At 72.9% G+C, this 26,080-nt stretch carries 22 protein-coding genes and 1 pseudogene; 15 read left to right on the plus strand and 8 right to left on the minus strand.

Annotated elements, in window-relative coordinates:
* Window positions 1-19: 19 nt before the first annotated feature.
* Window positions 20-751, minus strand: a pseudogene (locus ABT008_RS06490) (CDP-alcohol phosphatidyltransferase family protein); the annotation flags it as partial.
* Between the two features lie 94 nt (window positions 752-845).
* On the opposite strand from ABT008_RS06490, the gene ABT008_RS06495 reads away from it, so the two are divergent.
* The 7 genes from ABT008_RS06495 (at window position 846) to ABT008_RS06525 (ending at window position 6,676) form a co-directional block, all read left to right on the plus strand.
* Window positions 846-1,826, plus strand: a complete 981-nt coding sequence (locus ABT008_RS06495; RefSeq protein ID WP_350694208.1) for a zinc-dependent alcohol dehydrogenase — start codon at window positions 846-848, stop codon at window positions 1,824-1,826.
* A gap of 3 nt (window positions 1,827-1,829) precedes the next feature.
* Window positions 1,830-2,246, plus strand: a complete 417-nt coding sequence (locus tag ABT008_RS06500; protein WP_350694210.1) for a 6-pyruvoyl trahydropterin synthase family protein — start codon at window positions 1,830-1,832, stop codon at window positions 2,244-2,246.
* 130 nt (window positions 2,247-2,376) lie between these two features.
* Window positions 2,377-3,405 (plus strand): glycosyltransferase family 4 protein, encoded by a 1,029-nt coding sequence (locus ABT008_RS06505; RefSeq protein ID WP_502890370.1) that lies wholly within the window; start codon window positions 2,377-2,379, stop codon window positions 3,403-3,405.
* 76 nt (window positions 3,406-3,481) lie between these two features.
* The gene (locus ABT008_RS06510; RefSeq protein WP_350694212.1) at window positions 3,482-4,303 is read left to right on the plus strand and encodes a small ribosomal subunit Rsm22 family protein; all 822 of its coding nucleotides are present in this window, start codon (window positions 3,482-3,484) and stop codon (window positions 4,301-4,303) included.
* Window positions 4,304-4,365: 62 nt separating this feature from the next.
* The gene (locus ABT008_RS06515) at window positions 4,366-5,328 is read left to right on the plus strand and encodes a lysylphosphatidylglycerol synthase domain-containing protein (RefSeq protein WP_502890361.1); all 963 of its coding nucleotides are present in this window, start codon (window positions 4,366-4,368) and stop codon (window positions 5,326-5,328) included.
* An 11-nt stretch (window positions 5,329-5,339) separates the two neighbouring features.
* Window positions 5,340-5,972 carry a GTP cyclohydrolase II gene (locus ABT008_RS06520; RefSeq protein ID WP_350694214.1) on the plus strand — a complete coding sequence of 211 codons (633 nt, stop codon included), beginning with the start codon at window positions 5,340-5,342 and terminating at the stop codon, window positions 5,970-5,972.
* Window positions 5,969-6,676 carry a RibD family protein gene (locus ABT008_RS06525; protein ID WP_350694215.1) on the plus strand — a complete coding sequence of 236 codons (708 nt, stop codon included), beginning with the start codon at window positions 5,969-5,971 and terminating at the stop codon, window positions 6,674-6,676. The genes ABT008_RS06520 and ABT008_RS06525 overlap by 4 nt, the downstream gene beginning before the upstream one ends.
* Window positions 6,677-6,716: 40 nt before the next feature.
* Here ABT008_RS06525 and ABT008_RS06530 read toward each other — a convergent pair whose 3' ends face one another.
* The 3 genes from ABT008_RS06530 to ABT008_RS06540 all read right to left on the minus strand — a co-directional run bounded on the left by ABT008_RS06530 (window position 6,717) and on the right by ABT008_RS06540 (window position 10,413).
* Window positions 6,717-7,445 carry a class I SAM-dependent methyltransferase gene (locus tag ABT008_RS06530; protein WP_350694217.1) on the minus strand — a complete coding sequence of 243 codons (729 nt, stop codon included), beginning with the start codon at window positions 7,443-7,445 and terminating at the stop codon, window positions 6,717-6,719.
* A gap of 330 nt (window positions 7,446-7,775) precedes the next feature.
* Entirely contained in the window at window positions 7,776-8,345 is a 570-nt protein-coding gene (locus ABT008_RS06535) for a GNAT family N-acetyltransferase (protein WP_350694218.1), read from the minus strand.
* The gene (locus ABT008_RS06540; RefSeq protein WP_350694220.1) at window positions 8,338-10,413 is read right to left on the minus strand and encodes a penicillin acylase family protein; all 2,076 of its coding nucleotides are present in this window, start codon (window positions 10,411-10,413) and stop codon (window positions 8,338-8,340) included. Before ABT008_RS06540 ends, ABT008_RS06535 begins: the two co-directional genes overlap by 8 nt.
* A 638-nt stretch (window positions 10,414-11,051) precedes the next feature.
* Here ABT008_RS06540 and ABT008_RS06545 point away from each other — a divergent pair.
* The 4 genes from ABT008_RS06545 to ABT008_RS06560 are packed head-to-tail and all read left to right on the plus strand — an operon-like array spanning window position 11,052 to window position 16,315.
* On the plus strand, window positions 11,052-12,602 hold the full coding sequence (locus ABT008_RS06545; protein ID WP_350694221.1) for a pyridoxal phosphate-dependent decarboxylase family protein: 1,551 nt from the start codon (window positions 11,052-11,054) through the stop codon (window positions 12,600-12,602).
* 34 nt (window positions 12,603-12,636) lie between these two features.
* Complete coding sequence (locus ABT008_RS06550; protein ID WP_350694223.1) at window positions 12,637-13,917, plus strand: lysine N(6)-hydroxylase/L-ornithine N(5)-oxygenase family protein; 1,281 nt, start codon at window positions 12,637-12,639, stop codon at window positions 13,915-13,917.
* 5 nt (window positions 13,918-13,922) lie between these two features.
* Window positions 13,923-14,492 (plus strand): GNAT family N-acetyltransferase, encoded by a 570-nt coding sequence (locus ABT008_RS06555; RefSeq protein ID WP_350694918.1) that lies wholly within the window; start codon window positions 13,923-13,925, stop codon window positions 14,490-14,492.
* A complete protein-coding gene (locus ABT008_RS06560; protein WP_350694225.1) occupies window positions 14,489-16,315 on the plus strand; it encodes an IucA/IucC family protein in 1,827 nt (608 codons plus the stop codon). Before ABT008_RS06555 ends, ABT008_RS06560 begins: the two co-directional genes overlap by 4 nt.
* 111 nt (window positions 16,316-16,426) lie before the next feature.
* Here ABT008_RS06560 and ABT008_RS06565 read toward each other — a convergent pair whose 3' ends face one another.
* Window positions 16,427-17,020, minus strand: a complete 594-nt coding sequence (locus ABT008_RS06565; protein ID WP_350694226.1) for a TetR/AcrR family transcriptional regulator — start codon at window positions 17,018-17,020, stop codon at window positions 16,427-16,429.
* Between the two features lie 62 nt (window positions 17,021-17,082).
* On the opposite strand from ABT008_RS06565, the gene ABT008_RS06570 reads away from it, so the two are divergent.
* On the plus strand, window positions 17,083-17,811 hold the full coding sequence (locus ABT008_RS06570; RefSeq protein ID WP_350694228.1) for a CPBP family intramembrane glutamic endopeptidase: 729 nt from the start codon (window positions 17,083-17,085) through the stop codon (window positions 17,809-17,811).
* On the opposite strand, the gene ABT008_RS06575 is transcribed toward ABT008_RS06570, so the two are convergent.
* Genes ABT008_RS06575 through ABT008_RS06585 form a run of 3 tightly spaced genes read right to left on the minus strand, consistent with a single transcriptional unit; the run spans window position 17,808 to window position 22,621 of the window.
* Window positions 17,808-18,812, minus strand: a complete 1,005-nt coding sequence (locus ABT008_RS06575; protein WP_350694229.1) for an aminoglycoside phosphotransferase family protein — start codon at window positions 18,810-18,812, stop codon at window positions 17,808-17,810. The two genes, ABT008_RS06570 and ABT008_RS06575, sit on opposite strands and share 4 nt — an antisense overlap.
* Window positions 18,813-18,846: 34 nt before the next feature.
* The gene (locus ABT008_RS06580; protein ID WP_350694231.1) at window positions 18,847-21,555 is read right to left on the minus strand and encodes a hypothetical protein; all 2,709 of its coding nucleotides are present in this window, start codon (window positions 21,553-21,555) and stop codon (window positions 18,847-18,849) included.
* Window positions 21,556-21,604: 49 nt separating this feature from the next.
* Window positions 21,605-22,621 carry a LacI family DNA-binding transcriptional regulator gene (locus ABT008_RS06585; RefSeq protein WP_350694232.1) on the minus strand — a complete coding sequence of 339 codons (1,017 nt, stop codon included), beginning with the start codon at window positions 22,619-22,621 and terminating at the stop codon, window positions 21,605-21,607.
* 277 nt (window positions 22,622-22,898) lie between these two features.
* On the opposite strand from ABT008_RS06585, the gene ABT008_RS06590 reads away from it, so the two are divergent.
* Genes ABT008_RS06590 through ABT008_RS06600 form a run of 3 tightly spaced genes read left to right on the plus strand, consistent with a single transcriptional unit; the run spans window position 22,899 to window position 26,016 of the window.
* Window positions 22,899-24,050 carry a Gfo/Idh/MocA family protein gene (locus tag ABT008_RS06590; RefSeq protein WP_350694234.1) on the plus strand — a complete coding sequence of 384 codons (1,152 nt, stop codon included), beginning with the start codon at window positions 22,899-22,901 and terminating at the stop codon, window positions 24,048-24,050.
* Window positions 24,047-25,201, plus strand: a complete 1,155-nt coding sequence (locus ABT008_RS06595) for a dihydrodipicolinate synthase family protein (RefSeq protein WP_350694236.1) — start codon at window positions 24,047-24,049, stop codon at window positions 25,199-25,201. The genes ABT008_RS06590 and ABT008_RS06595 overlap by 4 nt, the downstream gene beginning before the upstream one ends.
* Complete coding sequence (locus ABT008_RS06600) at window positions 25,198-26,016, plus strand: sugar phosphate isomerase/epimerase family protein (protein WP_350694237.1); 819 nt, start codon at window positions 25,198-25,200, stop codon at window positions 26,014-26,016. Before ABT008_RS06595 ends, ABT008_RS06600 begins: the two co-directional genes overlap by 4 nt.
* The last annotated feature ends 64 nt before the right edge of the window (window positions 26,017-26,080 follow it).

Genomic DNA, 26,080 nt, shown 5'->3' on the forward strand with positions numbered 1-26,080 from the left:
CGACCCGGCGGGCGACGACCGGTGCCGGCAGGACCACCACCGCGGGTACGACCCGAGGCGCGCGTTGCCGCCACAGCCACCCGACGTCCCGCCCGAACGACTCGACCAGCATGCCGAGCGCCGCGACCAGCACGAGGGTGGTCAACGGCCCGGGCAGCACCTGGGACGCGGCGACGGCGAGCATGATCCCTTGGACCGCGGCGACCACCTTACGCCAGTACCGGGGCGGCAGTTGCCGGTCCATCCAGGGCAGTGCCCAGCCCGCGACCAGGAAGGCGTACCTCATCAGGCCGATGGCGAGCACCCACACCCCGACCGACGGGGCGACGTAGAAGCTCAGCATCAGCACCAGGAACGAGTCGACCTCCATGTCGAACCGGGCGCCGAGCGCGCTGGAGGTGCCGGTGCGGCGGGCCACCTTGCCGTCGACGGCGTCCAGGGCCAGCGCCACCACGGTCATCGTGACCAGCACCACCACCGGTGCCGGGCGGCCGGCGATCAGCGCGTCGGCGATCAGCGCGGTCACCCCGCCGACCAGCAGCCCCCGGCCCATGGTCACCCAGTCGGCCGGTCCGAGCCGGTCCGAGCCGGATCGGCGCAGGCCATGTACGAGAACCGCGCAGGTCACCGTGCCGTACGCGAGCCCGGCCACCCAGCCGGCGACCCCCAGACCGACGGTCGCGGCGAGCCCCGCCAGCAGGACGATCTGAACGATCAGCCCGATTTGCGGACCGGTTCGAACTGTGGACACCGTGCCTCCGTGTTTATGATCGACGACCCCTGTCAGAGATGTACGGAAAACATGACGGATCGGTTCGGTCCGGACCCAGGCAAAGGAGAACTCGGTGACCCGAACGGCTCGCGCCTTCTGGCTTACCCTGCCAGGCCAGGGTGAGATCCGCTCGGTGGAGCTGCCGGCGCCCGGCCCGGAAGAGGTGCTGGTCCGGGCACTGTTCTCGGGTGTGAGCCGGGGTACCGAGACGCTCGTGTTCACCGGCGCGGTACCCGAGAGCCAGTACGACACCATGCGCGCACCGTTCCAGGAGGGCGACTTCCCGGCCCCGGTCAAGTACGGCTACCTGAGCGTCGGCACCGTCGAGCAGGGACCGGAGAATCTACGCGGACGGACGGTGTTCTGCCTGCACCCGCACCAGAGCGCGTACGTCGTGCCGGCCGGGGCGGTCACCGTCGTACCACCGGACGTGCCGGCGGCCCGTGCGGTGCTGGCCGGCACCGTGGAGACCGCGGTCAACGCGCTCTGGGACGCGCCGCCGCTGGTCGGCGACCGGGTCACCGTGATCGGCGGTGGGATGGTCGGCTGCGCGGTGACCGCCCTGCTGGCCCGCTTCCCCGGGGTACGGGTGGAGCTCGTCGACACCGACCCGAGCCGCGCCGAGGTAGCCGCCGCGCTGGGTGTGGACTTCGTCACGCCGGAGACCGCCACCGGGGGACGTGACCTCGTGGTGCACGCCAGCGCCACCGCCGCCGGGCTGCAACGCGGCCTGGACCTGCTCGCGCCCGAGGGCACGGTGCTCGAACTGAGCTGGTACGGCGACCGCGAGGTGCAGCTCTCGCTCGGTGGTGCGTTCCACTCGGGACGACTCACCGTCCGCAGCAGCCAGGTCGGCATGGTCGCCTCCGCCCGGCGCAGCAGTCGCGGCTACGCCGACCGGATGGCCCTCGCGCTCGACCTGCTCGCCGACCCGGCATTCGACGCGTTGATCACCGGTCGGTCGCCGTTCCCGGAACTGCCCGACGTCCTGCACCGCCTGAGCGAGGGCAGCCTGCCCGCGCTCTGTCATCTCATCACCTACGACGGGGAGTGAACCGTGTTCAGCGTGACCGTCCGTGACCACATCATGGTCGCCCACAGTTTCCGGGGCGAGGTCTTCGGCCCCGCCCAACGGCTGCACGGCGCGACGTTCGTGGTCGACGCCACCTTCCGCCGCCCCGACCTCGACGCCGACGGCATCGTGGTCGACATCGGACTGGCCACCGACCAGCTCAAGGCCGTACTCAGCGAGCTGAACTACCGCAACCTCGACGACGAGCCGGCCTTCGCTGGCACGAACACCACCACCGAGGTGCTGGCCAAGACCATCGCCGACCGGCTCGCCGACGGGGTGGCCTCCGGCGCGCTCGGCGCGGGCGCGCACGGGCTGACCGGGATCACCGTCACCCTGCACGAGTCGCACGTGGCGTGGGCCGCCTACGAGCGGTCGTTGCCGGGCGGCGGCGCCGCCTGACGTGCTCGTACCGCATACGCCTCCGTCGGGCGACCCGGATCACGTGCCGACCCTGCACGTGATCCGGCCCGGCGACTCCCACGTGCCGCTCCTGCACGTGATCCGGCCCGGCGACTCCCACGTGCCGCTCCTGCACGTGATCCTGCCCGGCGACATCGACGATCCGGCCGCACCCAGCGGCGGCAACGGCTACGACCGGCGCGTCTGCGCCGGTCTGGCCGCCGCCGGCTGGCCGGTCCGCGAACACGCGGTGCCCGGGGGATGGCCGCAGCCGTCGCCGGCCGAGCACGCCGCGCTGGCCGAGGTGCTGGCCGGCCTGCCCGACGGTGCGCCGGTGCTGATCGACGGACTCGTCGCCTCGGTGGTCCCGGACGCGCTCGCGGCACACGCCCGGCGGCTGCGCCTGGTCCCGCTGGTGCACCTGCCCCGCGACGACGACGCCGAGGCCCGGGCGCTCGCGGCGGCCACCACCGTCGTCGCCACCAGCGCCTGGACCCGCGACCGGCTGGTGGACCGGTACGCGTTGCCCGCCGACCGGGTGCACGTGGCCGTGCCCGGGGTCGACCCGGCTCCGCCCGTGCCCGGCTCGCCGGAGGGTTCGGCGCTGCTCTGTGTCGCGGCCGTCGCCGCGCACAAGGGCCACGACGTGCTGGTCGAGGCGCTCGCGGCGGTCGCCGACCGGAGTTGGACGCTGACCTGCGCCGGACCGCTGCACCGGGATCCACCCTTCGTCGACCGGCTGCGGGCCCGGCTCGCCGAGCACCGCCTCGTCGACCGGGTACGGCTGACCGGCCCGCTCACCGGCGACCGGCTCGCCGCCGCGTACGCCGCCGCTGATCTGCTGGTGCACCCGTCCCGGGGCGAGACGTACGGGATGGTGGTGACCGAGGCGCTGGCCCGGGGCGTGCCGGTGCTCGCCTCGGCCGTCGGTGGGCTACCCGACGCTCTCGGTCACGCCCCTGACGGCGTACGGCCGGGGCTGCTGGTGCCGTCGGAGGACCCGCAGGCGCTGGCCGAGGCGCTGCGGCACTGGCTGGACGACGCGGCCCTGCGGGCGCGCCTGCGCGCGGCCGCCCTGCGGCGCCGGGACACACTCGACGACTGGACGGCCACCACCACCCGGATCACCACCGCCCTCAAGGAGGCATTGGCGTCATGAACGAGCGTCAGCGAGTGAATCATCGGTGCAGGGTGGTGGTGCCTCATGGTGGCACGCAGCGGAGCGGAGTGCCGGGATGAGCTTCTTACTTCCGCCAGGCTTCGCACAGTGGCTCTCGCTGCGCGAACCCGCCGACGTGGCGGCCCGGTCGACGGAGTTGGTCGACGCGGTACGGGCCACCCTGACCGACGGCCCGTACGTCGTGCGCGACTTCGGCGCCGGTACCGGCTCGCTGGGCCGCTGGCTGGCCCCGCTGCTGCCCGGCCCCCAGCAGTGGGTGCTGCACGACCAGGACCCGGACCTGCTCGCCCGGGCCTGCGCGGACATGCCCACCACCGCCGCCGACGGCAGCGCGGTCACGGTACGCGCCGAGGCGGGGGACCTGACCCGGCTGACCGCCGACGACCTGGCCGGCACCGCCCTGGTCACCGCGTCGGCGCTGCTCGACATGCTGACCGCCGAGGAGATCGACCGCATCGTGGCGGCCTGTGTCGAGGCCGGCGCCCGGACGCTGTTCCTGATCTCGGTGACCGGCGGGGTGCGGCTGACCCCGTCCGACCCGCTGGACGACGAGGTGGCGGAGGCGTTCAACGCCCACCAGCGGCGGGCCGTGGCGGGCCGGCATCTGCTCGGCCCGGACGCGGTCGAGGCCTGCACCGCCGCCTTCGCCCGGCACGGGGTGCCGGTGCGGGTGCAGCCCAGCCCGTGGCGGCTCGGGCCGGAGCAGGCCGACCTCGCCGGGCAGTGGTTCGCCGGCTGGCTGGAGGCCGCCCGCGAGCAGCGTCCCGAACTGGTCGACCGCACCGCCGAGTACGAGCGTCGTCGGCACGAAGAGGCTAGAACCGGTCGTCTCGGGGTACAGGTCGATCACGTCGACCTGTTGGCGCTGTGCCATTGAACCGGTGGCCGGCCGGCTACGTGCGTACAGTCAGGGAAGATCGCCATGCCGGGGAGGCACGCGTGGGGGAGTTAGCTGGTGGCGCCGTGTCCACGGCCGCCCCGGCGGGTCGGTCGTTCTGGGGTTGGGCGCGACTGGCGCTGGGGCTCGCCGTGATCGTCGGCCTTCTGCTGTGGCTGGGAACGGGACCGTTCCTGGCCGGGCTGCGGCTGATCGACGCTCCCGCGCTGGCTGCCGCACTCGCCATCGGCCTGTTCACCACGATCTGTGTCGCCTGGCGGTGGAGCCTGGTCGCTGGTGGTCTCGGCGTCGGGCTGCCCCTGCGGGAGGCGGTCGCGCACTGCTACCGGGCGATCTTCCTGAACGCCACCCTGCCCGGCGGGATCCTCGGCGACGTGCACCGGGCGGTACGCCACGGCCGCGACGTCGGTGACGTGGGACGCGGCATCCGGGCGGTGGTCTGGGAGCGCGTCGCCGGCCAGGTCGTGCTGGTGGCGGTCGCGGTGGTGCTGCTGTTCGTGTTCCCCTCGCCGGTGCGTCCGTACCTGCCGGTGGCGACCGCGGTGGCGGTCGCGGTGCTGGCCGGCGTGGTCCTGACCGCCCGGGTGCTACCGCAGTCGGGCGCCACCCGGGTCACCCGTGCGATCGGTACGGCCGTCTCCGACGTGCGCAACGGCCTGCTGGGCCGACGCACCTGGCTGGGTGTGCTGGTCGCCTCCGCGCTCGCGATCGGCGGACACCTGGCGACGTTCCTGCTGGCGGCGCGGACGGCGGGCTCCACGGCGCCGCTGACCCTGCTGCTGCCGCTGACCCTGCTTGCCCTGCTCGCGATGGCCGTACCGGCGAACGTCGCCGGTTTCGGCCCGCGCGAGGGGGTGGCCGCGTGGGCGTTCGCCGCCGCCGGCCTGACCGCCGCCGAGGGGGTGGCCGCGGCGACCGTGTACGGCGCTCTCGTGCTCGTCGCGAGCCTGCCCGGAGCGGCTGTGCTGCTGGCTCGACGTGTTCGTGTACCCGCCACCGTATGACGAGGAGACCCATGTCCGACTCCCTGCCTCTCGCCACCATCCGGACGCAGGTCACCGTGCCGCTGCGGTTCCCCGACGGCTACGCCACCACCGCCCGGTTGTTCACCTTCGACGGCCTGGTCGACGGCCGGGAACACCTTGCGTTCGCCCTCGGCGACGCCGAGCAGGGTGGGGCCGTGCCGCTGGTCCGCCCGCACAGCGAGTGCCTCACCGGCGACGTCTTCGGCAGCCAGCGCTGCGACTGCGGCCCGCAGTTGCGGGAGGCGGTGCAGCGGATCGCCGAGGTCGGCGGGTACCTGCTCTACCTGCGGCAGGAGGGCCGGGGCATCGGCCTGTACGCCAAGCTCGACGCGTACGCGTTGCAGGACGCCGGGCTGGACACCTTCGAGGCCAACGTGGCCCTGGGGCACGAGGAGGACGAACGCGACTACACGGTGGCCGCGCAGATGCTCGTCGCGCTCGGTGTCGGGCCGATCGCGGTGCTCAGCAACAACCCGGAGAAGACCGAGCAACTGGGTCGCCTCGGGGTGACGGTCACCGAGCAGGTACCCACCGGTGTCTTCCTCTCCCCGGCCAACGCCGACTACCTCGCGGCCAAGGCCAGCCGGGCCGCCCGCACCGCCGATCTCCCCTTCGTCCGGTGACCGGCCCGGCGACGGCGCAGCGCCCGTACGTGCTGCTGAGCTGCGCGACCTCGATCGACGGCTACATCGACGACGCCACCGAGGAGCGGCTGCTGCTCTCCAACGACGCGGACCTCGATCGGGTCGACGCGGTCCGCGCCGACTGCGACGCGATCCTGGTCGGGGCCGGTACGGTCCGCCGCGACGACCCCCGGTTGCTGGTCCGCTGCGACCGGCGCCGGGCCGACCGGGTCGCCCGGGGCCTGCCCGAGTCCCCGACCCGGGTGACTCTGACCGGCTGCGGCGATCTGGACCCGACTGCCCGGTTCTTCACCGTCGGCGATACCGAGCGGATCGTCTACTGCGCCAGCGAGGCGTTGGAGAAGACCCGCCACCGCCTCGGTGACCTGGCCACGGTGGTCGACGCCGGTGACCCGATCGACCTGTCCCGGGCGCTGGCCGATCTCGCCGACCGGGGGATACAGCGGCTCTTGGTGGAGGGCGGCGCGGTGGTGCACGGCCAGTTCCTCGCCGCCGGGCTCGCCGACGAGCTGCACCTGGTGGTGGCGCCGTTCTTCGTGGGGGACCGGCGGGCACCCCGGTTCGTCGGCGAGGGCCGGTTCCCCTGGCACCCGGGCCGGCGGGCCCAGGTGATGGAGGCGCGCCAGATCGGGGACGTGGTGCTGACCCGTTACGCGCTGTCGGAGCGCTGCCAGCCGGCTTGAGTCTGATGCGCCCCGCCCTGCCGACCGAGGCCGTGCCTGGTCATGGGCGGTGGCCCAGCACCAGCGTGGTGCGCAGGTCGAGGACGACAGTGCCGCCGAAGTCGTCGACCAGTCGGCCGAGGACGGTCAGGCCAGCCTGTTGCTGCTCCGGCGACCGGGAGAGGTACGGCCCGAAGGTGCGCACCAGGTCGAGATAGCGTTGCCGGTCGAGGGGCAGGTCGCGTCGGAAGACCTCCTTGCGGACGTTGACGAACTGGCCGTGGTCGACGATGTCCTGGTGGAACCAGTCCGTGGGCCGCTCCCGTGCGGTGGCGTCCAGGGCGTGCAGCGCCGATCGGATCGCCGCTCGTTGGCCGGGGTCGGCGTAGTCGTAGCGGTGCCCGAGGACGGCCAGTGTGCCGCCGGGCGCGAGTGCCTGCCGTGCGTGTGCGTTGCGGGTGGCCGGATCCAGCCAGTGCCAGGCCATGGCGCAGGCCAGCACGTCGGCCCCACCGGGAGGTGGCGACCACTGTTCGAAGGTGCTGACGTGGATGCGGACATCGGAATGACGCGTGGCCAGCAGCGCCGCCATCCGCGGATCGGGCTCGATGCAGGTCAAGGGTGCGCCGATGCGGGCGAGCACGTCGGTTCCCTTACCGGTGCCGGCGCCTATCTCGACCACGGACGCAGGCGCGCTGCCGTGATAGGCGACGATCTCCTCGGCGATCTCGGACGGATAGCCCGGCCGGGCGGTCTCGTACAGGTCGGCCACCGATCCGAAGACGTCCACCACCTCACTCCTCTCGATCGATGTCGATGTGCGCTTCGGCCACCCGATCCTGCGGTGCGTTCGTGGCCCTCTGAGCGACAGGGGTTCGGGGAGGTGCACTCGGGCCCCTGTCGAGCTGATAGCGCAGACGAATCGAACCGGGTGTGCGCCCGTCGTCTTCCCCACCGCACTCATCGAAGAGTGTGACAGAGCTATGGCCCGTCCTCGGCGCGACGGATGGGACGGGCCGTAGCGGTGGGCGGTGGTGGACGGGGCGGCGGTGAATCCGTTGATGGTGTCGGCGTTGGGGTCGGTCATCTGGCGGTGATCGGACGTCGTGTTCGGGCGGGCTTACCCGTCCTGCTCGCCATCCAGGTCATCGGGGCGGTCCAGGAACATCAGGCGGGCCTGCTTGTGCGGCAGGTCGATCAGTGGACCCTCGACGAAACCGGCCCGCCGGAGTCGGGCGATCGCCTTGTCGTTGCGGGCGTCCGGCTCCATGATCAGCCGCCGTCGGGTGGGGTCGGTGAAGACGAACGCGACGAACTCGGCGAGCAGCGTGCCGGTGAAGCCGGGCTCGGGGCGTACCGGGGTGCCGATCAGCAGGTGACCGCCGCAGTCGCCGGGGCGTACCGGGTAGCACTCGCCGACCGGGTCGTGCTCGGGCTGGTAGCCCTGGAACAGGGCCACCGGTTCCCCGTCGCGCAGGGTGAGGTACGCGTGGTGGCTGGGCAGCGAGTCGACGTACCGGTAGACCTCCACGACCCGGTCCCGGTCGGCGTCGCGCATGCCCCAGAAGCGGGCCCGGTCCTGGCTGACCCAGCCGTGGATGACGTCCGCGTCGGCCTCCGGGTCGACCGGCCGGAAGGTGACGGTGCCGAAACCGGGGATGTGTCGCGTGTGGTGGTGCGGGTCAGTCATCGTGCTCCTCGGTGAGGCGGTCCCAGTCGCAGGTCACCTCGACCAGGTCGCCGCGCAACCAGTGGGTGAGCTGGTCGTCGCGGTGCTCTCCGGTGCCGGTGGCGCCGAGCGGCACCACCCAGCGGCTGTCCTCACGGCGGGCCAGGTCCCACACGTACCGGGCGGCCGGTCCGCGCAGGCACAGGTCGGTGACGCCGGGGACGCTGGAGGTGGCCAGCACGCAGTCGCTGTCGCCGTGCAGTTCCGGCCCGGGCGGAGCGGCCGGGTCGGGCAGGGCCTGCCACGCCAGCAGCCGGTGCCGCTCACCCCACCGGCGGGTGTCGCCGGTGGCGGCGACCTCCTCGGCCGCCGACCGCACCAGCGCGTCGCGGTCCACGCCGCGCAGATCGGCGTGCAGCAGCGGGACCACCGCGTACCCGACTCGGGGCACCAGCGCCAGCCAGGGGTGGAACACCTCCGGGTGGGCCGGCGGCTCGGCCAGCACGGCCAGCGCCGGATGGGCGGCGAGTCGTCGGGCCACCGCCGAGCGCAGGTCGGCGAAGGTCGCCGCGTCGACGCTGTCGGCGGCCATCCGGCGGTCCCAGGCCAGCAGCCGGGTCCGCAGGGCGTCGGCGGCGGCGCTGAGCCCGTCCAGGCCGGCCAGCACCGCGAGTAGCGGCTCGGCTCCGGCCAGGTGGGTGTCGGAGTGTACGGCGGCCATCTGCTCCGCGCGCCAACCGGTGCGGGCGGTGAGCAGCGTACGTATCCGGTCGGCGCGGTACGGCGGGGCGAACTCCACGCCGAGGGCGGCGGAGATGCCGCGCTCGTTGGCCATCACCGCGACCCCGTCGACCGGGGACTCCGGTGTGTCGTGCCAGCCCTGCCAGGTGTGCTCGGCCGACCAGCCGGGCACCACCCGCAGCCCGTTGTCCGGGTGCCGTCGCGGCACCCGCCCGGCGACCCGGTGCAGCAGCCCACCGTCGGTGTCGGCGGCGAGCACCACGTTGACCGGCTCGACCCAGCCGTCCAGGGCGGCGTCCAGGTCGCCGACGGTACGCGCGCGCAGCAGCGCGGGCAGCACGGCGAAGCCGAGGTCAGCGGTGACGCGGGGCGGGTGACGCAGGCTGACGGTCAGCTCGGGATCGTCGTCGGGTCCGCCGGAGACCACCGGCCCGCGCTCGGTCTCGATCACCTCGACCTCGACCGGGTCGGCACCGGCCACCTCGATGGTCTCGACCTGCCGGTACGTCGGCCGCCACCCGTCCGGTCCGTACGCCTCGACCGCGTCACCTCGGCGGCGCAGCCGCTCGGCGTACAGGTCCTGGTAGTCGGACATCGCGTTGGTGATGGCCCAGGCCACCGCACCGGCGTGCCCGAAGTGCGGCAGGCCCGGCACGCCGGGCACGGCGAACCCGAGCACGTCGTACTCCGGGCAGGCCAGGCGGATCTGCTGGTAGATGCCGGGCGCCTCGATGAACCGGTGCGGGTCACCGGCGATCAGGGGCGCGCCGGTGGCGGTGCGGTCGCCGGTGACCAGCCAGCCGTTGCTGCCGGAGGTCACCTGCCCGTCGACGGCGAACAGGCGGGCCGCCGTCGATCCGAGATTTCGCACCACGTGTTCGCGCCAGAGCTTGGTGGGCAGCCCGGCGAAGAGCACGTGGTGGCCGAGCCAGACGGCCAGCGGCGTCCACGGCTGCCAGGTGCCGGGGGACAGGCCGGTGGCGGCGAACTCGGGGGCCCGGGCCGCGCCCTCGGCGAAGCCGCTGTTGACGCCGTCGACGTACCGGCCGACCCACTCGGCGGTGGCCGGGTCGAGTGCCGCGTGGCAGCGGCGCGCGGTGTCGGCGAGCCGGACCTGCCGCGCGAACCGGTCCCAGGCGAGCGCGTCCGGGCCGAGGAAGGCGGCGCTGGTGCCCTGGGAGCGGTGTCGTTCCACCTCGATCTGCCAGGCCCGGTCCAGGGCGGTGACCCGACCCTGCGCGTACGCCAGCGAGCCGGGGTCGTCGGCGCGCAGGTGCGGGATGCCGTACCGGTCCCGGTATCGCCGTCCACTGTGTGCGCAGGATCCGGTAGCTGTCCGCTCGCTCACGGCGTAACCGTACCGGTACGCAGCGGGACGTCGGAGAACGGCGGTGGGGCGGCGGGGTGCGGCTCGTTGCCGCCCGGACGAGTGACGGCCGACGGCGACCGGTCGTGCCGGGTGGGGCGACGGCTCGTCGTCTCGTGGGGTGGTGGGTCGATGACGGACAGTGTGAGCTCCAGTGTGGCGCGAAACGCCGATCGGGACTTGACAGGGGGTTAGGTTAGGTTAACCTAACCGCGGTTGTCCAAGGTCCTCTCGACCCTGATCGAAAGACGACGCGATGCCTGATCTCGTCTCCACTCGCCGCCCCGTGTTCCGGGGCTCGGTCGTGGCCGGCGCTACCGTCGTGGTTGCCGTGCCCGCCTGTTGCGGCGGAGACGACGCACTGGTCACTTTCGGACTTCGGCGCGCCGGCCGCATCGGCCGACCTCGCTTCGCGTCCGCCGTTTCCGGCCTCCGGCCGAGCACCGCCCCGGCACCCCCGGGTGCGAGGAAGCTCACCTGACGCCTCCGGGCGACCCGCGCGTCATCCCGCCAGCCGCCCCCTTGCCACCACCCGCCGAGACCGCAGCGCCCGCCGCTCGACGTACGAGCGGCGGGTTCCGGCTGCCCGAAACCCGATCCGCCGAGCGTGGAGGACGTCCATGACCCTGCCGGTGCACACCGCCGAGGCAACGCCGACCCGGCCGCCGAACGGGCCCACAACAGCCCGGGCCCACCTGTTCCATGCCGGCACAGTCGAGGAGTACCGGCGCGTCGTGGCGGCCGGCACCGAGCGGGTGGCCCGGCGGGTGGCCGAGGCGACCGGACCCTGCACCGGCGTACGCCCGGACGAATTGACGCCGCTGGTCGACGCGGTCGACCTGGACCGTCCGCTGGGTGACGCCACCGCCGCCCTGGACGAGTTGGAGGAGGTCTACCTGCGCGACGCGGTCTACTTCCACCACCCCCGCTACCTGGCCCACCTGAACTGCCCGGTGGTCCTCCCGGCGTTGCTCGGCGAGGCGGTGCTCAGCGCGGTGAACTCCTCGATGGACACCTGGGACCAGAGCGCCGGCGGCACCCTCATCGAGCGGCGGCTGATCGACTGGACGGCCGGCCGGATCGGGTTCGGCCCGACCGCCGACGGGGTGTTCACCAGCGGCGGCACCCAGTCCAACCTGCACGCCCTGCTGCTGGCCCGGGAGGAGGCCCTGGCCGGAGCCACCCCGGCCGACCGACGCATCCTGCTGCCCCGGCTGCGGATCATCGCCTCCGCGGCCGGCCACTTCAGCGTGCAGAAGGCCGCCAAGCTGCTCGGTCTGGCTCCCGACGCGATCGTGCTGGTGGAGACCGGCCCGGACCGGCGGATGCGGTCCGGCGCGGTCCGCCACGAGATCGCCCGCTGCCGACGTGACGGTCTGCCGGTGATGGCGGTCGTCGCCACCGCCGGCACCACCGACTTCGGCACCATCGACCCGCTCGACGAGATCGCCGAGGTGTGCGCCACCGCCGAGGTGTGGCTGCACGTCGACGCCGCGTACGGCTGCGGGCTGCTGGTCTCGCCCACCCGCCGGCACCTGCTCGACGGCATCGAGCGGGCCGACTCGGTGACCGTCGACTACCACAAGTCCTTCTTCCAGCCGGTCAGTTCCAGCGCCGTGCTGGTCCGCGACGGGCGGACGCTGCGGCACGTCACCTGGCACGCCGACTACCTCAACCCGGCCCGGATGGTCGCCCAGCGCATCCCCAACCAGGTCGACAAGAGCATGCAGACCACCCGGCGCTTCGACGCCCTCAAGCTCTGGCTGACCCTGCGGGTGATGGGCCCGGACGCGGTCGGCGAGCTGTTCGACGAGGTCTGTGACCGGGCCGACGACGCCTTCGGGCTGGTCGCCGCCGACCCCCGCTTCGAGGTGCTGACCCGCTCGCCGCTGAGCACGGTGGTGTTCCGCTGGCTGCCCACCGGGCCGGGGCGGAACCTGGCCGACGCGGCCAACCTGCGGGCCCGCGAGGCGTTGGCCGCCTCCGGCCTGGCCGTCGTCGCGGGCACCAAGGTGGACGGTCGGCAGTACCTCAAGTTCACCGTTCTCAATCCGCACACCACGCGCGAGGATGTCGGGTACGTGCTGGATCTGATCGCCGAGCACGCCGGCCGGTACGTGCACGCCCACGCCGGCACGCCCGCCGTTGACCTGACCTGCCCGGTCGGCTGACATGCCGCCGGAGAACCCGAGCCTGGAGGGCCGGATGTCCAGCTACGACTTCATCGGGATCGGTCTCGGCCCGTACAACCTCGGCCTGGCCTGCCTGACCGCGCCGATCGCCGACCTCGACGGGCTGTTCCTGGAGGCCCGCGACGACGTGTCCTGGCACCCCGGGATGCTGCTGGAGTCGTCCCGCCTGCAGACCCCGTTCATGGCCGACCTGGTGACCCTGGCCGACCCCACCTCGCCGTACTCCTTCCTCAGCTATCTGAAGGAGATCGGCCGGCTCTACCCCTTCTACATCCGGGAGAACTTCTACCCGCTGCGCGTGGAGTACGACGCGTACTGCCGGTGGGCCGCCGGGAAGCTGTCCAACCTGCGCTTCGGCCACCAGGTGACCGCCGTCGAGTACGACCCGGCCGACGACCGGTACGTGGTGACCGCCACCGTCGACGGCGACACCGTCTCGTACCGGGCCCGGCACGTGGTGCTCGGCACCGGCACCCCGCCGCACCTGCCGCCCGCGTGCGCCGGGCTGACCTCCGACGCGGTGCACAACTCGCGCTACCTGTCCAACCGGGACGCGTTGCGGGCCAAGCGGAGCATCACCGTGGTCGGCAGTGGACAGAGCGCCGCCGAGATCTATCACGACCTGCTCGGCGACATCCACACATACGGCTACCGGCTGAACTGGGTGACCCGCTCGCCCCGGTTCTTCCCGCTGGAGTACACCAAGCTCACCCTGGAGATGACCTCGCCGGACTACGTCGACTACTTCCACGCGCTGCCCGAGGCGACCCGCTACCGGCTGGAGTCCGAGCAGAAGGGCCTGTTCAAGGGGATCTCCGCCGACCTGATCGACGGCATCTTCGACCTGCTCTACGCCACCAGCGTGCACGGCCCGGTGAACACCCACCTGCTGACCAACACCGAGCTGACCGAGGTGAGCTACGACGAGGCAGCCGGGGTGCACACGCTCGCGCTGCGCCACGTCGAGCAGGAGCGCGACTTCACGCTGGAGAGCGAGGGGCTGGTGCTGGCCACCGGCTACCACTACCGGGTGCCGGCGTACCTGGACCCGATCCGGGACCGGCTGCGCTTCGACGGGCACGGCCGGCTCGACGTCGCCCGCAACTACAGCATCGACCAGACCGGGCGCGGCGTCTTCCTCCAGAACGGCGGTACGCACACGCACAGCATCACCTCACCCGACCTCGGGATGGGCCCGTACCGCAACGCCTGGATCATCCGCGAGCTGCTCGGCCGGGAGCCGTACCCGATCGAGAAGTCGATCACGTTCCAGGAGTTCGGGGTGCCCGCGTGACCGAGATCGTGTTCACCCGCCACGATCCGGGGCTGGGCGAGTTCGCCCTGCGTACGCTCGACGTGGCCGCCGACGCGCCGCTGCTGCACCGCTGGGTCACCCACCCCAAGGCGGCGTTCTGGATGATGCAGGACGCCGACGTGGACCGGGTCGCGACCGAGTACGGCGCCATCGCCGCCCACCCGCACCACGACGCCTACCTCGGGCTGTGGCGTGGTGAGCCGGCGTTCCTCGCCGAACGGTACGACCCAGCCCGGGTGGAGCTGGTCGGCCTCCACGACGCGCAGCCCGGTGACGTGGGCATGCACTTCCTCTGCGCGCCCACCGACACCCCCGTGCACGGCTTCACCACCGCCGTGATCACCACCGTGATGGCCTGGCTCTTCACCGACCCCGCCACCCGTCGGGTCGTGGTCGAGCCGGACGTGCGCAACACCGCCGTGCACGCGCTCAACGCGACGGTCGGGTTCGAGGTGGTCGGCCCGATCGCCAAGCCGGAGAAGACGGCCCTGTTGAGCATCTGCACCCGGGAGCGGTTCGTCGCCGCGACCCGTAGCGAAGGAGCATCATCGTGACCACCCCCACCTCGCCCGCACCGGTCGCGCACCTGCGCCCGCAGACCTGGGAGCGGGTCAACCGGCTGCTGGTGCGCAAGGCCCTCGCGGAGTTCACCCACGAGCGGCTGCTGACCCCCGAGCCGGTCGACCCGACCGCAGGGCCCGCCGACGCGCACGGCCGCCGGTGGTACGCGGTGAGCGGCGACTCCGGCGCGGTGCGGTACCGCTTCGCAGCGCGGGTGCTGGCGTTGGAGCACTGGGACATCGACCCGGACAGCATCACCCGGCACCGGGGCGACGAGTCGCTGCCGCTGGACGCCGTCGACCTCTGCCTGGAACTGCGTGACGCGCTCGGGCTCGCCGACCGGATCCTGCCCGTCTATCTGGAGGAGATCACCTCCACGCTGGCCGGTGCCGCGTACAAGCGGGACCGCGCGCTGCCGAGCGCCGCCGAACTGGTCGAGGCCGACTTCCAGGTGATCGAGACGTCGATGACCGAGGGCCACCCGTGCTTCGTGGCCAACAACGGCCGGCTCGGCTTCGGCGTCGACGAATACCACCGGTACGCCCCGGAGGCCGCCCACCCGGTCCGGCTCGTCTGGGTGGCCGCGCACCGCGACCACGCCCGCTTCACCTGCGCCGCCGACCTGGAGTACGCGAGCTTCCTGCGGGCGGAACTGGGCGAGGCGACCCTGGCCCGGTTCACCGACACGATGCGTGAACTCGGTCTGGACCTGGACGACTACCTGCTCATGCCGGTGCACCCGTGGCAGTGGTGGAACAAGACGTCGGTGACCTTCGCCGGTGAGGTGGCCCGCCGCCGCCTGGTGCACCTCGGCGAGGGGCCGGACGAATACCTGGCCCAGCAGTCCATCCGGACCTTCTTCAACGTCAGCGCACCGCAGCAGCACTACGTCAAGACCGCCCTGTCGGTGCTGAACATGGGCTTCATGCGGGGGCTGTCGGCCGCGTACATGGAGGCCACCCCGGCGATCAACGACTGGCTCGCCGAGCTGGTCGCCGGCGACGCGGTGTTCGGCGCGACCGGCCTGACCATCCTGCGGGAGCGGGCCGCCGTCGGCTACCGGCACCGGCAGTACGAGGAAGCGACCGACCGCTACTCGCCGTACCGCAAGATGCTGGCGGCGCTCTGGCGGGAGAGCCCGGTGCCCGGCCTCGCCCCCGGCGAACGGCTGGCCACCATGGCGTCGCTGCTGCACGTCGACGCCGACGGGCGCTCGTTCGCCGCCGAACTCGTCGCCGCCTCGAAGCTGGCGCCGACCGAGTGGCTGCGCCGCTACCTGAACGCCTACCTGACGCCGCTGCTGCACGCCTTCTACGCCTACGACCTGGCGTTCATGCCGCACGGTGAAAACGTCATCATGGTGCTGCGGGACGGCGCGGTGGAGCGGGTGATCTTCAAGGACATCGCCGAGGAGATCGTGGTGATGAGCGCCGACGCGGAACTGCCGGCGACCGTGGAGCGCATCCGGGCCGACATCCCGGAGGACATGAAGCTGCTCTCCATCTTCACCGACGTCTTCGACTGCTTCTTCCGCTTCCTCAGCGCCACCCTGGTCGCGCAGGGCGTCGTGGACGAGGAGACGTTCTGGCGGGCCGTCGCCGACTGCGCCACCGAGTACGCCGACCAGGTGCCGCACCTGGCCGACCGGCTGGCCCGCTACGACCTGTTCGCCCCGGAGTTCGCGCTGTCCTGCCTCAACCGGCTGCAACTGCGCGACAACCAGCAGATGGTCGACCTCTCCGACCCGTCGGCCGCCCTGCAACTCGTCGGCGCCCTGCCCAACCCGCTGGCCCCCTTCGCGCCCGCCGCCCGGTGAGTCGCCGACCCGCCCTGCCTGACGGCGGCCGGGCGGGTGGCGTTCGCGGTGTGGTGGCGAGGCCGGGCGTCCCGCCGTCGAGCGTGGGCACGGCGGGACCGGGTGCCGCCGTCAATCGTCTGCCGGCGCGAGTCGGGCGAGGTGCGTGTCGATCTCCGTGTGGGCGTCGGCTGTACTCAGGCCGGTGGTCAGGATCCGGACCGTGAGGCCGTCGGTCAGGGTGGTCAGCGCGGCGGCCTCGGCGTGCGGGTCGACGTGGGCGCCGAGGTCGCCGTCGGCCCGGCCACGGGTGAGCAGCCGTTCGAGGTTGGCCCGCAGGGCTGCCTCGCTCGTGGCGAGGATCTCCGATATCTGCGCGTCGACCAGCGCCTCGGCGGTCAGGACGAGCCAGACCCGGGCCTCGAAGGTCCGCTCGTCGTCCAGCGGGACGATCTCGCACGCCGCCTGCCGGAGGACGTCCACGGTGATGGCGTCCGCCGGGATCGTCTGCGCCCGCCGGGTCACCCGCTCGGCGAGGTGCGCGATGGCCGCCTGCACCATGCGTTCCCTGGTCGGCAGGTAGTGCTGGGCGGTCGCCAGCGCCATGCCGGCCTCGGTGGCGACCGCCCGGACGGTCATCCCGACCGAGCCCGAGCGGGCGAGCACCGTGCAGGCGGCGGCACCGAGATGCCGCCGCCGCTCCTCGTGATCCACAACCTTCGGCACGCCCTTGATCATAGATGATCGGTCATTTGACCGATATAGGTCAGCGACCTAATCTAGCGCTCATGAGCAGTTCCGCACCGGGCCGTACCACCCCGATCACGCACGCCCCTCGATTCACCTACCTCGACATGGCCCTGGTGTTCCTCGTCGGCATCGGTCTGGCCAACTCGGCCGTGGCGGACTTCCTGGCACAGGGACCGGCCCGGCTGGGCATGTCCGAGATGGCGGCCACGAGCATCGCCTGGGTCCTGATCAACGGCACCCAGTTGGCCGTCGGCCTGCTGGTCACCTGGCACCGCTTCGGCGCGATCCGCCGACCGCTGCTGCTGGAGCGCCCCGACCGGGGCCAGCTCGGCGCCGCCGCCGGATGGGGCCTGGCCAAGGCCGCGCTGACACTCGGTCTGCTGCTGGTGCTGCCCACCGCGCTCACCGAGGGCGGCGGTGGAGAGGGCGGCTACCCCGCCGGGAGCCTCCTGGCGCAGTTCACCTTCGCGTTCGCCTTCGGCGCCGTCGCCTCACCCGTCTACGAGGAGGTCCTCTACCGGGGCGTCTTCTTCCGCGGACTGGCGGCCCGGATGCCCGCCGTCGCCGCCGTCGTCCTCTCCGCGGCCTTCTTCGCCGTGGCGCACCTGCCCCGGGTCTTCAACACCATCAGCGCGCTCGTCGCCGGGCTCATCTTCGCCTGGCTCCTGCACCGGTACCGCAACCTCTGGGTGCCGATCCTGGCCCACGCGGTCAGCAACGGCACCCTGGTCGTGCTGGCCTTCGCCGTCGAGGCCACCGCAGGTTAGTCGTCCGACAGGTCGGCCAGGTCACGCGCCAACAGGTCGGCCAGCAGTGTGTGTCGCCCCGGGTCGTTGTCGGGCGTGATGCCCCGACTCGGCATCTCCACGGTCATCAGCAGGTGCAGGTGCATCCGGTACAGCGCCAACCGGCGGCGAGCCCCGTCGTCGAAGACCAGCGGCGTGCCGGTGGCCTCGGCGTACCCGCGCAGGAACGGATGCGTCGGCTCGTCCTCGGCGCGCCGGAACAGCAGCGGCGAGACCAGGTCCAGCAGCGGGTCGCCGTAGAGGAAACGTTCGCCGTCCACCAGCCCGCACATCCGGTACGCGCCGGTGTCGTCCGGCGCGGCCAGCACGTTGCCGTCCCAGCAGTCGAAGTGCAGCAGCGCCGGGCGGCGTACCTGGTCGAGCAGGTCACCGTGCCGGGCGACCAGCGTGCGGAACCGCTGCGGCGGGGCGGGCAGCGCGATGTCCCAGTCGGCGGCGTCGGCGAGCAGGTCCTCGATGATCGCCGTGAACGCCGCCCGCCACGTCGCTGCGCCCGTCCGGCCCGCGTCGTAGCCGAACCGGTCGCCGATGATCCGGTGCACGGCCGCCGTCGCCGCGCCCAGGTCGGCGCGGGCCGGTGCGTCGTCGACGTCCAGGTCGGGCAGGGCGCGTCCGGGCAGCCGGCTGGTGACCAGCCACTCGCCGAGGCGCGGGTGCACGCCGTGGTGCAGCACGGCCGGCACCGGCACCGCAGGTGCGCCGGTGGCGACCAGCCGGAAGTAGCGGGCCTCGGCGGCGAGCAGCCCGGTCTCGTACCGCAGCAGCCGGGCGGTGGGCGGCGGGCCCACCTTGAGCACGACCTCGCGGTCGTCGTCGAGGTGGACCCACCACACGGTGGCGAAGCCGCCGCCGGTCAGCGGAGCACAGTCGCGGACCTTCCGCTCGGGGCTGAACGAGGCCCGGACGTAGTCGGCCACGTCGTCGGCGGTGAGGACCTGTTGGGTGGGGCTGAGCGGCGGCACCGGACCAGGGTATGCGTCCGGTGTCGCCGACCGGTCAGCCGCCGGTCACCACTCCGGTCAGCACCACGTCCACGACCGGCCCGTCCTCGGGCTCGTCGAAGGACAGCTCGATCCACTCGTCCGGCTCGGTCACCGAGTCGGCGACCGTCGGCACGATGACCTCACCGACGCCGGTCTCGGCGGGAATTACCAGGTACGGCGTCAGCCAGGTCTGCGACAACGGCCGTTCCGGCTGCACCGGCTCGAACGCGTTGTCGGTGAACCAGTCCGGGTCGACGTCCAGGGTGGACAACTCCGGTCCGTCGCTGGGCGCCTGCGGCCAGGTGGACAGGAACAGGCCCTGCTCGGTCGGCGCTGACGCTGAGAAGCGCCAGCTCAGCAGTTCGCCCTCGGCTACGCGCGCCTCGCGGGACTCGACGGTGAGCACCGGCACCGGATCGTCGTTGCGGACGTCGAGTCCGCCGACGTAGTCGCCGACCACCACGCCCCGGTCCGTCTTGACGGACAAGGTGTACTGCTCGGTGTAGTTCCACAGCGTGTCCCCGACCACGTCGACCGGCACCCGGATGCTGCGCTGACCGGGCCGCACGGTGGCCGTCCAGATGCGCGTCTCGAGGGTCACCGGGTCGAGCAGGTACAGCCGTACCGCGCCGCTGCCGCGTCCGGTCAACGACACCGGGATCTCGTGCGTCCGCGTGCCGGTGTCGCCCTCCTGCACCTGGAGGAAGCCGACGTCGAGGCGGGGCAGGGCGGCCGGGCGGGGGTCGGGGGTGCCCGGCGCCCATCCCCACGCGTCGAGCAGCCAGGCCCGGCCGTTCGCGCTGCGCGGGGTGATCTCGATCGTGGCCAGCCGGGTGGGGGCGCCCTTCAGCGGTACCCGCACCTCCTGCGCCCAGTACGAGGTCGTGTACCCGGTGCCGGGCAGGCCGTCGACCCGGACCTCACCGAGCCGGGTACGCCGTCCGTCCGTGCCGACGACGGAGACGTCCCACCGGTTGTCGGTGGTGTTCGGCGGGACGATGACGCGGAGCGCCAACTCGCGGGCACCGGCGACGGAGACCGGCCGGGGCGGCGTCAGCCGGATCGGGGTGCCGGCGCGAGACCAGGTCAGCTCGGCCGCGTACCGGTCGACGTCGGGCACGGTCCAGTGGAACGGCACGAAGTGCGCGAACTGCGCGTTGCGGTCGTCCGGGTCGAGGCAGGACCGCTGCGGATCGTAGGTGACCTGGTCGCAGAGGCGTGCCCCGCCGGACAGGGTGGTCGACGCATCCGGCGTCAGGACCGGCGTGCGGTTGCCGCCGAGCGCGTGACTGAGCACCCGGGCCGGATCGGCCGAGGGGGCGCGTCGGCCGCTGCCGTCGAGCAGTGGCCGGACCCGGTCGTCACCGGCGACGAACAGCCGTGCGGCGGCGGCGACGTAGGTGGCCCCGACGGTCTGCTGCTGCGCGGCGGTGAGCCGGGTCGGGGTGCCGGGATCACAGACGGGATCCGGTCCACCGTCCTCGGTGTAGAAGTCGTCCCACGACGGCGCCACCGCCTGTCCGGGTGTCCATTCGGTGTTGAAGAAGTTGTGGTTGGCCCCGATCACGTAGAGCGCACTGTGCAGCGCGCGGCCGGAACTGACTCCGCGTGTGCCGTCCACGAACATCTGGCCCTGCTGGTCGAGGACGTCACCGTCGCAGCCGGGCAGGATCGTCACCGACGGGACGTCCGGCGCGGGGTTGTGACCGAAGATGGTCGGACCGATCAGCAGCAGACCGCGTACGGTCCACCGGACCCGGCCCGAGTAGCCGTCGACGGCGGCCGGCGGCGGGGTGAGCGAGTCCATCGCGGCGCGGTTGACTCCCTCGCCGCCACGGGAGTGACCCACCAGGAGCACCCGGGACAGGTCGGCGCGGGGTGCCGCGCGCACGATGTCCGGCGCGGTGGCGCGTCCGGCACCGGCCCAGTCGGCCCACTTGGCCAGGTGCAGCCGGATCAGGGAGGAGCGGGCCTGGGCCCCGCCGTCCTCGACGGCCCAGTCCTGGCCGTTGATCCCGTTGGCCGAGATGGAGACGGTCAGGTAGCCCTGCGAGGCGAGCAGCCGCTGTGCCTGGAGGTAGCCCCGGTGGCTGGGAATCGGATCGGTGCCGTCCGGGCACGGCCACTGGAGGAACAGATCGTCGGCACCCTCCTGATAGCAGGTCGTGTGGCGGCCGTGCAGGAACACCGCGAGCGGTCGCGCTCCGGTGCTGCCCTGCGGCGCGACCACCACCGCGCGCATCTCGACCTTCTTCGGGAAGTCCGGCAGCGTGACGGCGGGCAGGTCGTACTCGCCGGTGATCGGTGCGTGGGGTCCGGGGACACCGGGATCGACGGCGGCGGCGGGCTGCGGAGCGGGCACGGCGGTGACCGGAGCCGACCGGCGAGCGGCGGGCGGTGCCTGCCCGTCGAGCCGCCTGCCGCCGGCCCGCACGCTGAGCTGGTCGGGTTCGACCGGCCCGGTCAGCGGCAGGCTGAACGTGCGTCCGTCCGGGTGCGGGCGGGCCTGGCCGAGCCGCCGGTCCCCCGACCAGAACTCGACGGCGGCGCCGCCGACCGGCACCCGTGTGCTCGAACGCCAGGTCAGCTCGCCGCCGGCCATGGACCAGCCGGTGGCGGCCGGCCGGGGCGCGGGGCTGTCCGGCGGAGCAGCCACCGCTTGCCCGGTGGCGCCGGCCACCATCGCCACGGCGAGCGCGGCGGAGATCAGGAGTCTACGCATGTCACTACGTCTATCTCAGCCGCGCAACCCGGTCGCGGCGGCCCCACGGTCAGTCCGGTGGCTGGGCGGAACTGTCGCGGCGGACCAGCTCGGCGGCGAGCGACTCCACCCGGGGGCGGTCCGCACCCGGGTCCAGGGCCAGTGCCATCGCCCGCGCGCCCATCTCCACCAGCGGCAGCCGGATCGTGGTCAGCGTCGGTGTGACGTCCCGGGCCATCGGCATGTCGTCGAAGCCGACGACGCTGACCCGGTCGGGCACCGCCAGCCCGCGCGAGCGCAGCAGCGCCAGCGCGCCGATCGCCATCGAGTCGTTGAGTGCCGCGATGGCGGTCAGCTCCGGTTCCGCGTCGAGCAGGGCGGCGGTGGCGGCGGCCCCGCTGTCGCGGTCGAACTCGGCGTACCGGATGCGGTGCTCCGGCAGATCCCGGCCGTGCGCGGTGAGCCCCTCACGCAGCCCGGTCAACCGGTCGGTGGTGGTGGTCAACACCTGGGGGCCGGCCACCACGCCGATCCGTTCGTGGCCCAGCCGGCACAGCTCCTGCCCGAGCAGTCGGGCACCGCTGCGGTTGTCGGGCATCACCGCGTCGCCGGAGTGTTCGTGCCGGCCGATCACCGCGACCCGCCCGCCGGTCGCCTCGTACGCGGCCAGCTTGCCGTTGAGCAGGCGGGTGAACTCCGCGTCGTGGTAGCCGGAGCCGGCCAGGATGATGGCGGCCACCTGGTGCCCGCGCAGCAGCTCGACGTACTCCAGCTCGCGCTCCGGGTCGCGGTAGCTGTTGCAGATCATCAGCAGCCGACCCTGGTCGGTGGCGACCCGTTGCAGGCCCCGGGTGATCTCGGAGAAGTACGGGTCGGAGACGTCGTGCACGATCACGCCGACGGCGCCCCGGTGCGAGCGGGCGAGCAGTTGGGCGTGGGCGTTCGGTACGTACTGCAAATCGGCGACGGCCTGGAGCACCCGCTCCCGCAACTCGTCGGTGACCGGCTTGCTGCTGCCGTTGATCACCCGAGAGGCGGTGGCGGGGGAGACGCCGGCCCGCCGGGCCACATCGGACAGAGTCGCCACGTACCGCCCCCTTGGCCTCACGCCGCGCGCCTGGCGGCCAGCGTCACCGTACCGCAGTCAGGGTGACTTGCTCGGGGGTCGGTTCCGGCAGCTCACGCCGCTGGTCGCGGCCCAGCTCAGCGCGGTGTGCCGGGTGCCGTGGCGGCGTCCGACAACGGCCGGTGGGCGGCGGGGGCCGGAAATATCGCTGCTGGGAGAGCGCTTGCCTCGGCGCGGCGGCCCGGCCTAGGCTACGCGGGAAAGCGCTTACCCGTGCGTGTGCGACGGAAGGACCCCCATGACCCGCAGGTCGATCGGCATCATCGTGAACGGCGTCACCGGCCGGATGGGATACCGGCAGCATCTGGTGCGCTCCCTGCTGGCCATCCGCGACGCCGGCGGCGTGCGGCTGCCCGACGGCACCACCCTCTGGCCGCACCTCGTGCTGGTCGGCCGCAGCGAGACCAAGCTGCGGGAGATCGCCGAACGGCACGGCCTGACCGACTGGACCACCGACCTGACCTCGGCGCTGGCCCGCGAGGACGTCGAGATCTACTTCGACGCGCAGGTCACCCAGCAGCGGGAGAAGGCGATCCGGCAGGCCATCGAGGCCGGCAAGCACATCTACACCGAGAAGCCCCTGGCCGAGGACACCGCCGCCGCCCTGGACCTGGCCCGGGCCGCGAACGCCGCCGGCATCCGCACCGGCGTGGTGCAGGACAAACTCTTCCTGCCCGGGCTGCGCAAGCTCAAGCGGCTGCTCGACGGCGGCTTCTTCGGCCAGGTGCTGTCGGTGCGCGGCGACTTCGGCTACTGGGTCTTCGAGGGCGACTGGCAGCCCGCCCAACGTCCCTCGTGGAACTACCGGGCCGAGGACGGCGGCGGCATCGTGGTCGACATGTTCCCGCACTGGCACTACGTGCTGGCGGAACTGTTCGGCGAGGTGCGCAGCGTCTCGGCCACCGTCGCCACGCACATCCCGCAGCGCGTCGACGAGCTGGGCCGCCCGTACGCGGCCACCGCCGACGACGCCGCGTACGCCGTGTTCGAGCTGGCCGGCGGCGTGATCGCCCAGCTCAACTCCTCCTGGTGCGTCCGGGTGCACCGCGACGAACTGGTCGAGTTCCAGGTCGACGGCACGCAGGGCAGCGCCGTGGCCGGACTGCGCCGCTGCCGGGTGCAGCACCGCGCGGTCACCCCGAAGCCGGTGTGGAACCCGGACCTGCCGGCCACCGAGGACTTCCGCGCGCAGTGGACCGAGGTGCCGGACAACGAGGAGTTCGACAACGGCTTCAAGGTGCAGTGGGAGGCGTTCCTGCGGCACGTCGCGGTCGGCGAGCCGTTCCCGTGGGACTTCCTGGCCGGGGCGCGCGGCGTGCAACTGGCCGAGCTGGGCCTGGTGTCGGCCCGCGAGGGACGCCGCATCGAGATCCCGGAGCTGTCGCTGTGAGCGCCGCCGAGGTCACCCTGCCCGGTGGCCGGCGACTGCGGCTGGCCGGCGGGACCGGACACCCCCGCCCCGACGGCCCGCCGCGCAGCCGGATCGCGTACGCCGCCGCGCACGTGGTGGCCGACCCGCAGGCCGACAACACCCCGGGTACGCCCGCCGTCGTCGACTGGGAGAGCACCCTCGCCTTCCGTCGCCACCTCTGGTCGTACGGGCTGGGGGTGGCCGAGGCGATGGACACCGCGCAGCGCGGCATGGGCCTGGACTACTCGGCCACCCGGGAACTGATCCGGCGCAGCGCGGCCGAGGCCCGGGCGGCCGACGGCCGGATCGTCGCCGGGGTCGCCACCGACCAGCTACCGGCCGGTCCGGTCTCCCTCGCAGAGGTCGCCGCCGCCTACCGCGAACAGCTCGACGACGTGCAGGCCGCCGGGGCGGTGCCGGTGCTGATGTGCAGCCGCCACCTGGCCGCCGCCGCCCGTGGCCCCGAGGACTACCTGCGGGTGTACGACGACCTGCTGACCGCCGCCGACCGGCCGGTGGTGCTGCACTGGCTCGGCCCGATGTTCGACCCGGCGTTGACCGGCTACTGGGGCTCCACCGACCTGGACCTGGCCGCCGACACCGTGGTGGAGCTGCTCAAGACGCACGCCTCCCGGGTGGACGGGATCAAGGTGTCGCTGCTCGACGCCGGTCGCGAGGTGGCGTTGCGCCGCCGACTGCCGGCCGGCGTACGCCTCTACACCGGCGACGACTTCCACTACCCGGAGCTGATCCGGGGCGACGAGGTCGGCTACTCCGACGCGCTGCTGGGCGTCTTCGCGGCCATCGCCCCGGCCGCCTCGGCCGCGTTCGCCGCCCTCGACCGGGGCGACCTGACCGCGTACGACGAGATCTTCGCGCCGACCGTGCCGCTGGCCCGGCACCTGTTCGCGGCCCCGACCTGGTATTACAAGACCGGAATCGTCTTCCTCGCCTGGCTCGCCGGCCACCAGGACCACTTCACCATGGTCGGCGGCCTCCAGTCCGGCCGGTCACCGGCGCACCTGGCCACCCTGCTCACCCTGGCCGACGCCGCCGGTCTGCTGCCCGACGCCGAGCTGGCCGCCGCCCGCGCCCGGGCCTTCTTCCAGGTGGCGGGGGTGGCCCAGTGACCGCCGGTCGCCCGGAGCTGGCCCGTTTCTCGTTCAACCAGGCCACCGCCAAGCACTGGGCGCTGCCCGACGTGGTGGCCGGGTGCGTCGCCGCCGGGGTGCCCGGCATCGGCCTGTGGCGGGAGCCGGTCGCCGAGTACGGCCTGGACCGCGCCGCCAAGCTGGTCCGCGACGCCGGGTTGGCGGTCACCACGCTGTGCCGGGGCGGGTTCTTCACCGCCGACGACTGGCGGGACGAGAACCGGCGCGCCGTCGACGAGGCCGCCACCCTCGGCGCGCCGGTGCTGGTGCTGGTCTCCGGCGGCCTGCCGCCCGGCAGCAAGGACATCGACGGGGCCCGCGCCCGGGTGGCCGACGCCATCGCCGAACTGGCCCCGTACGCCGACACCGCCGGGGTGACGCTCGCCATCGAGCCGCTGCACCCGATGTTCAGCGCCGACCGCTGCGTCATCGCCACCCTCGGCCAGGCGCTCGACATCGCCGAACGGTTCGACCCGAGCGTGGTCGGCGTGGTGGTCGACGCGTACCACGTGTGGTGGGACGACACGGTCTACGACCAGATCGCCCGCGCGGGGGAGTGGATCGCCTCGTTCCAGGTCTGCGACTGGATCACCCCGCTGCCCGAGGGCGTGCTGTTGGGGCGGGCCCTGCCCGGCGACGGCTGCATCGAGCTGCGCCGGATGCGCGAGGCGGTGGACGCGGCCGGCTACACCGGCCCGATCGAGGTGGAGGTCTTCAACGCGGAGGTGTGGGCGCGTCCCGGCGAGGAGGTGCTGGCCGCCTCGATCGACGGCTACCTGCGCGAGGTGGTCTGACGACCCGGATCGCCTCGATCACGCCAGCGCATCTGCCTGATGGTGTCGAGGACGCTGCGGGCAG

This window comes from Micromonospora sp. NPDC002389 (assembly GCF_040296095.1).
Lineage (GTDB): Bacteria > Actinomycetota > Actinomycetes > Mycobacteriales > Micromonosporaceae > Micromonospora.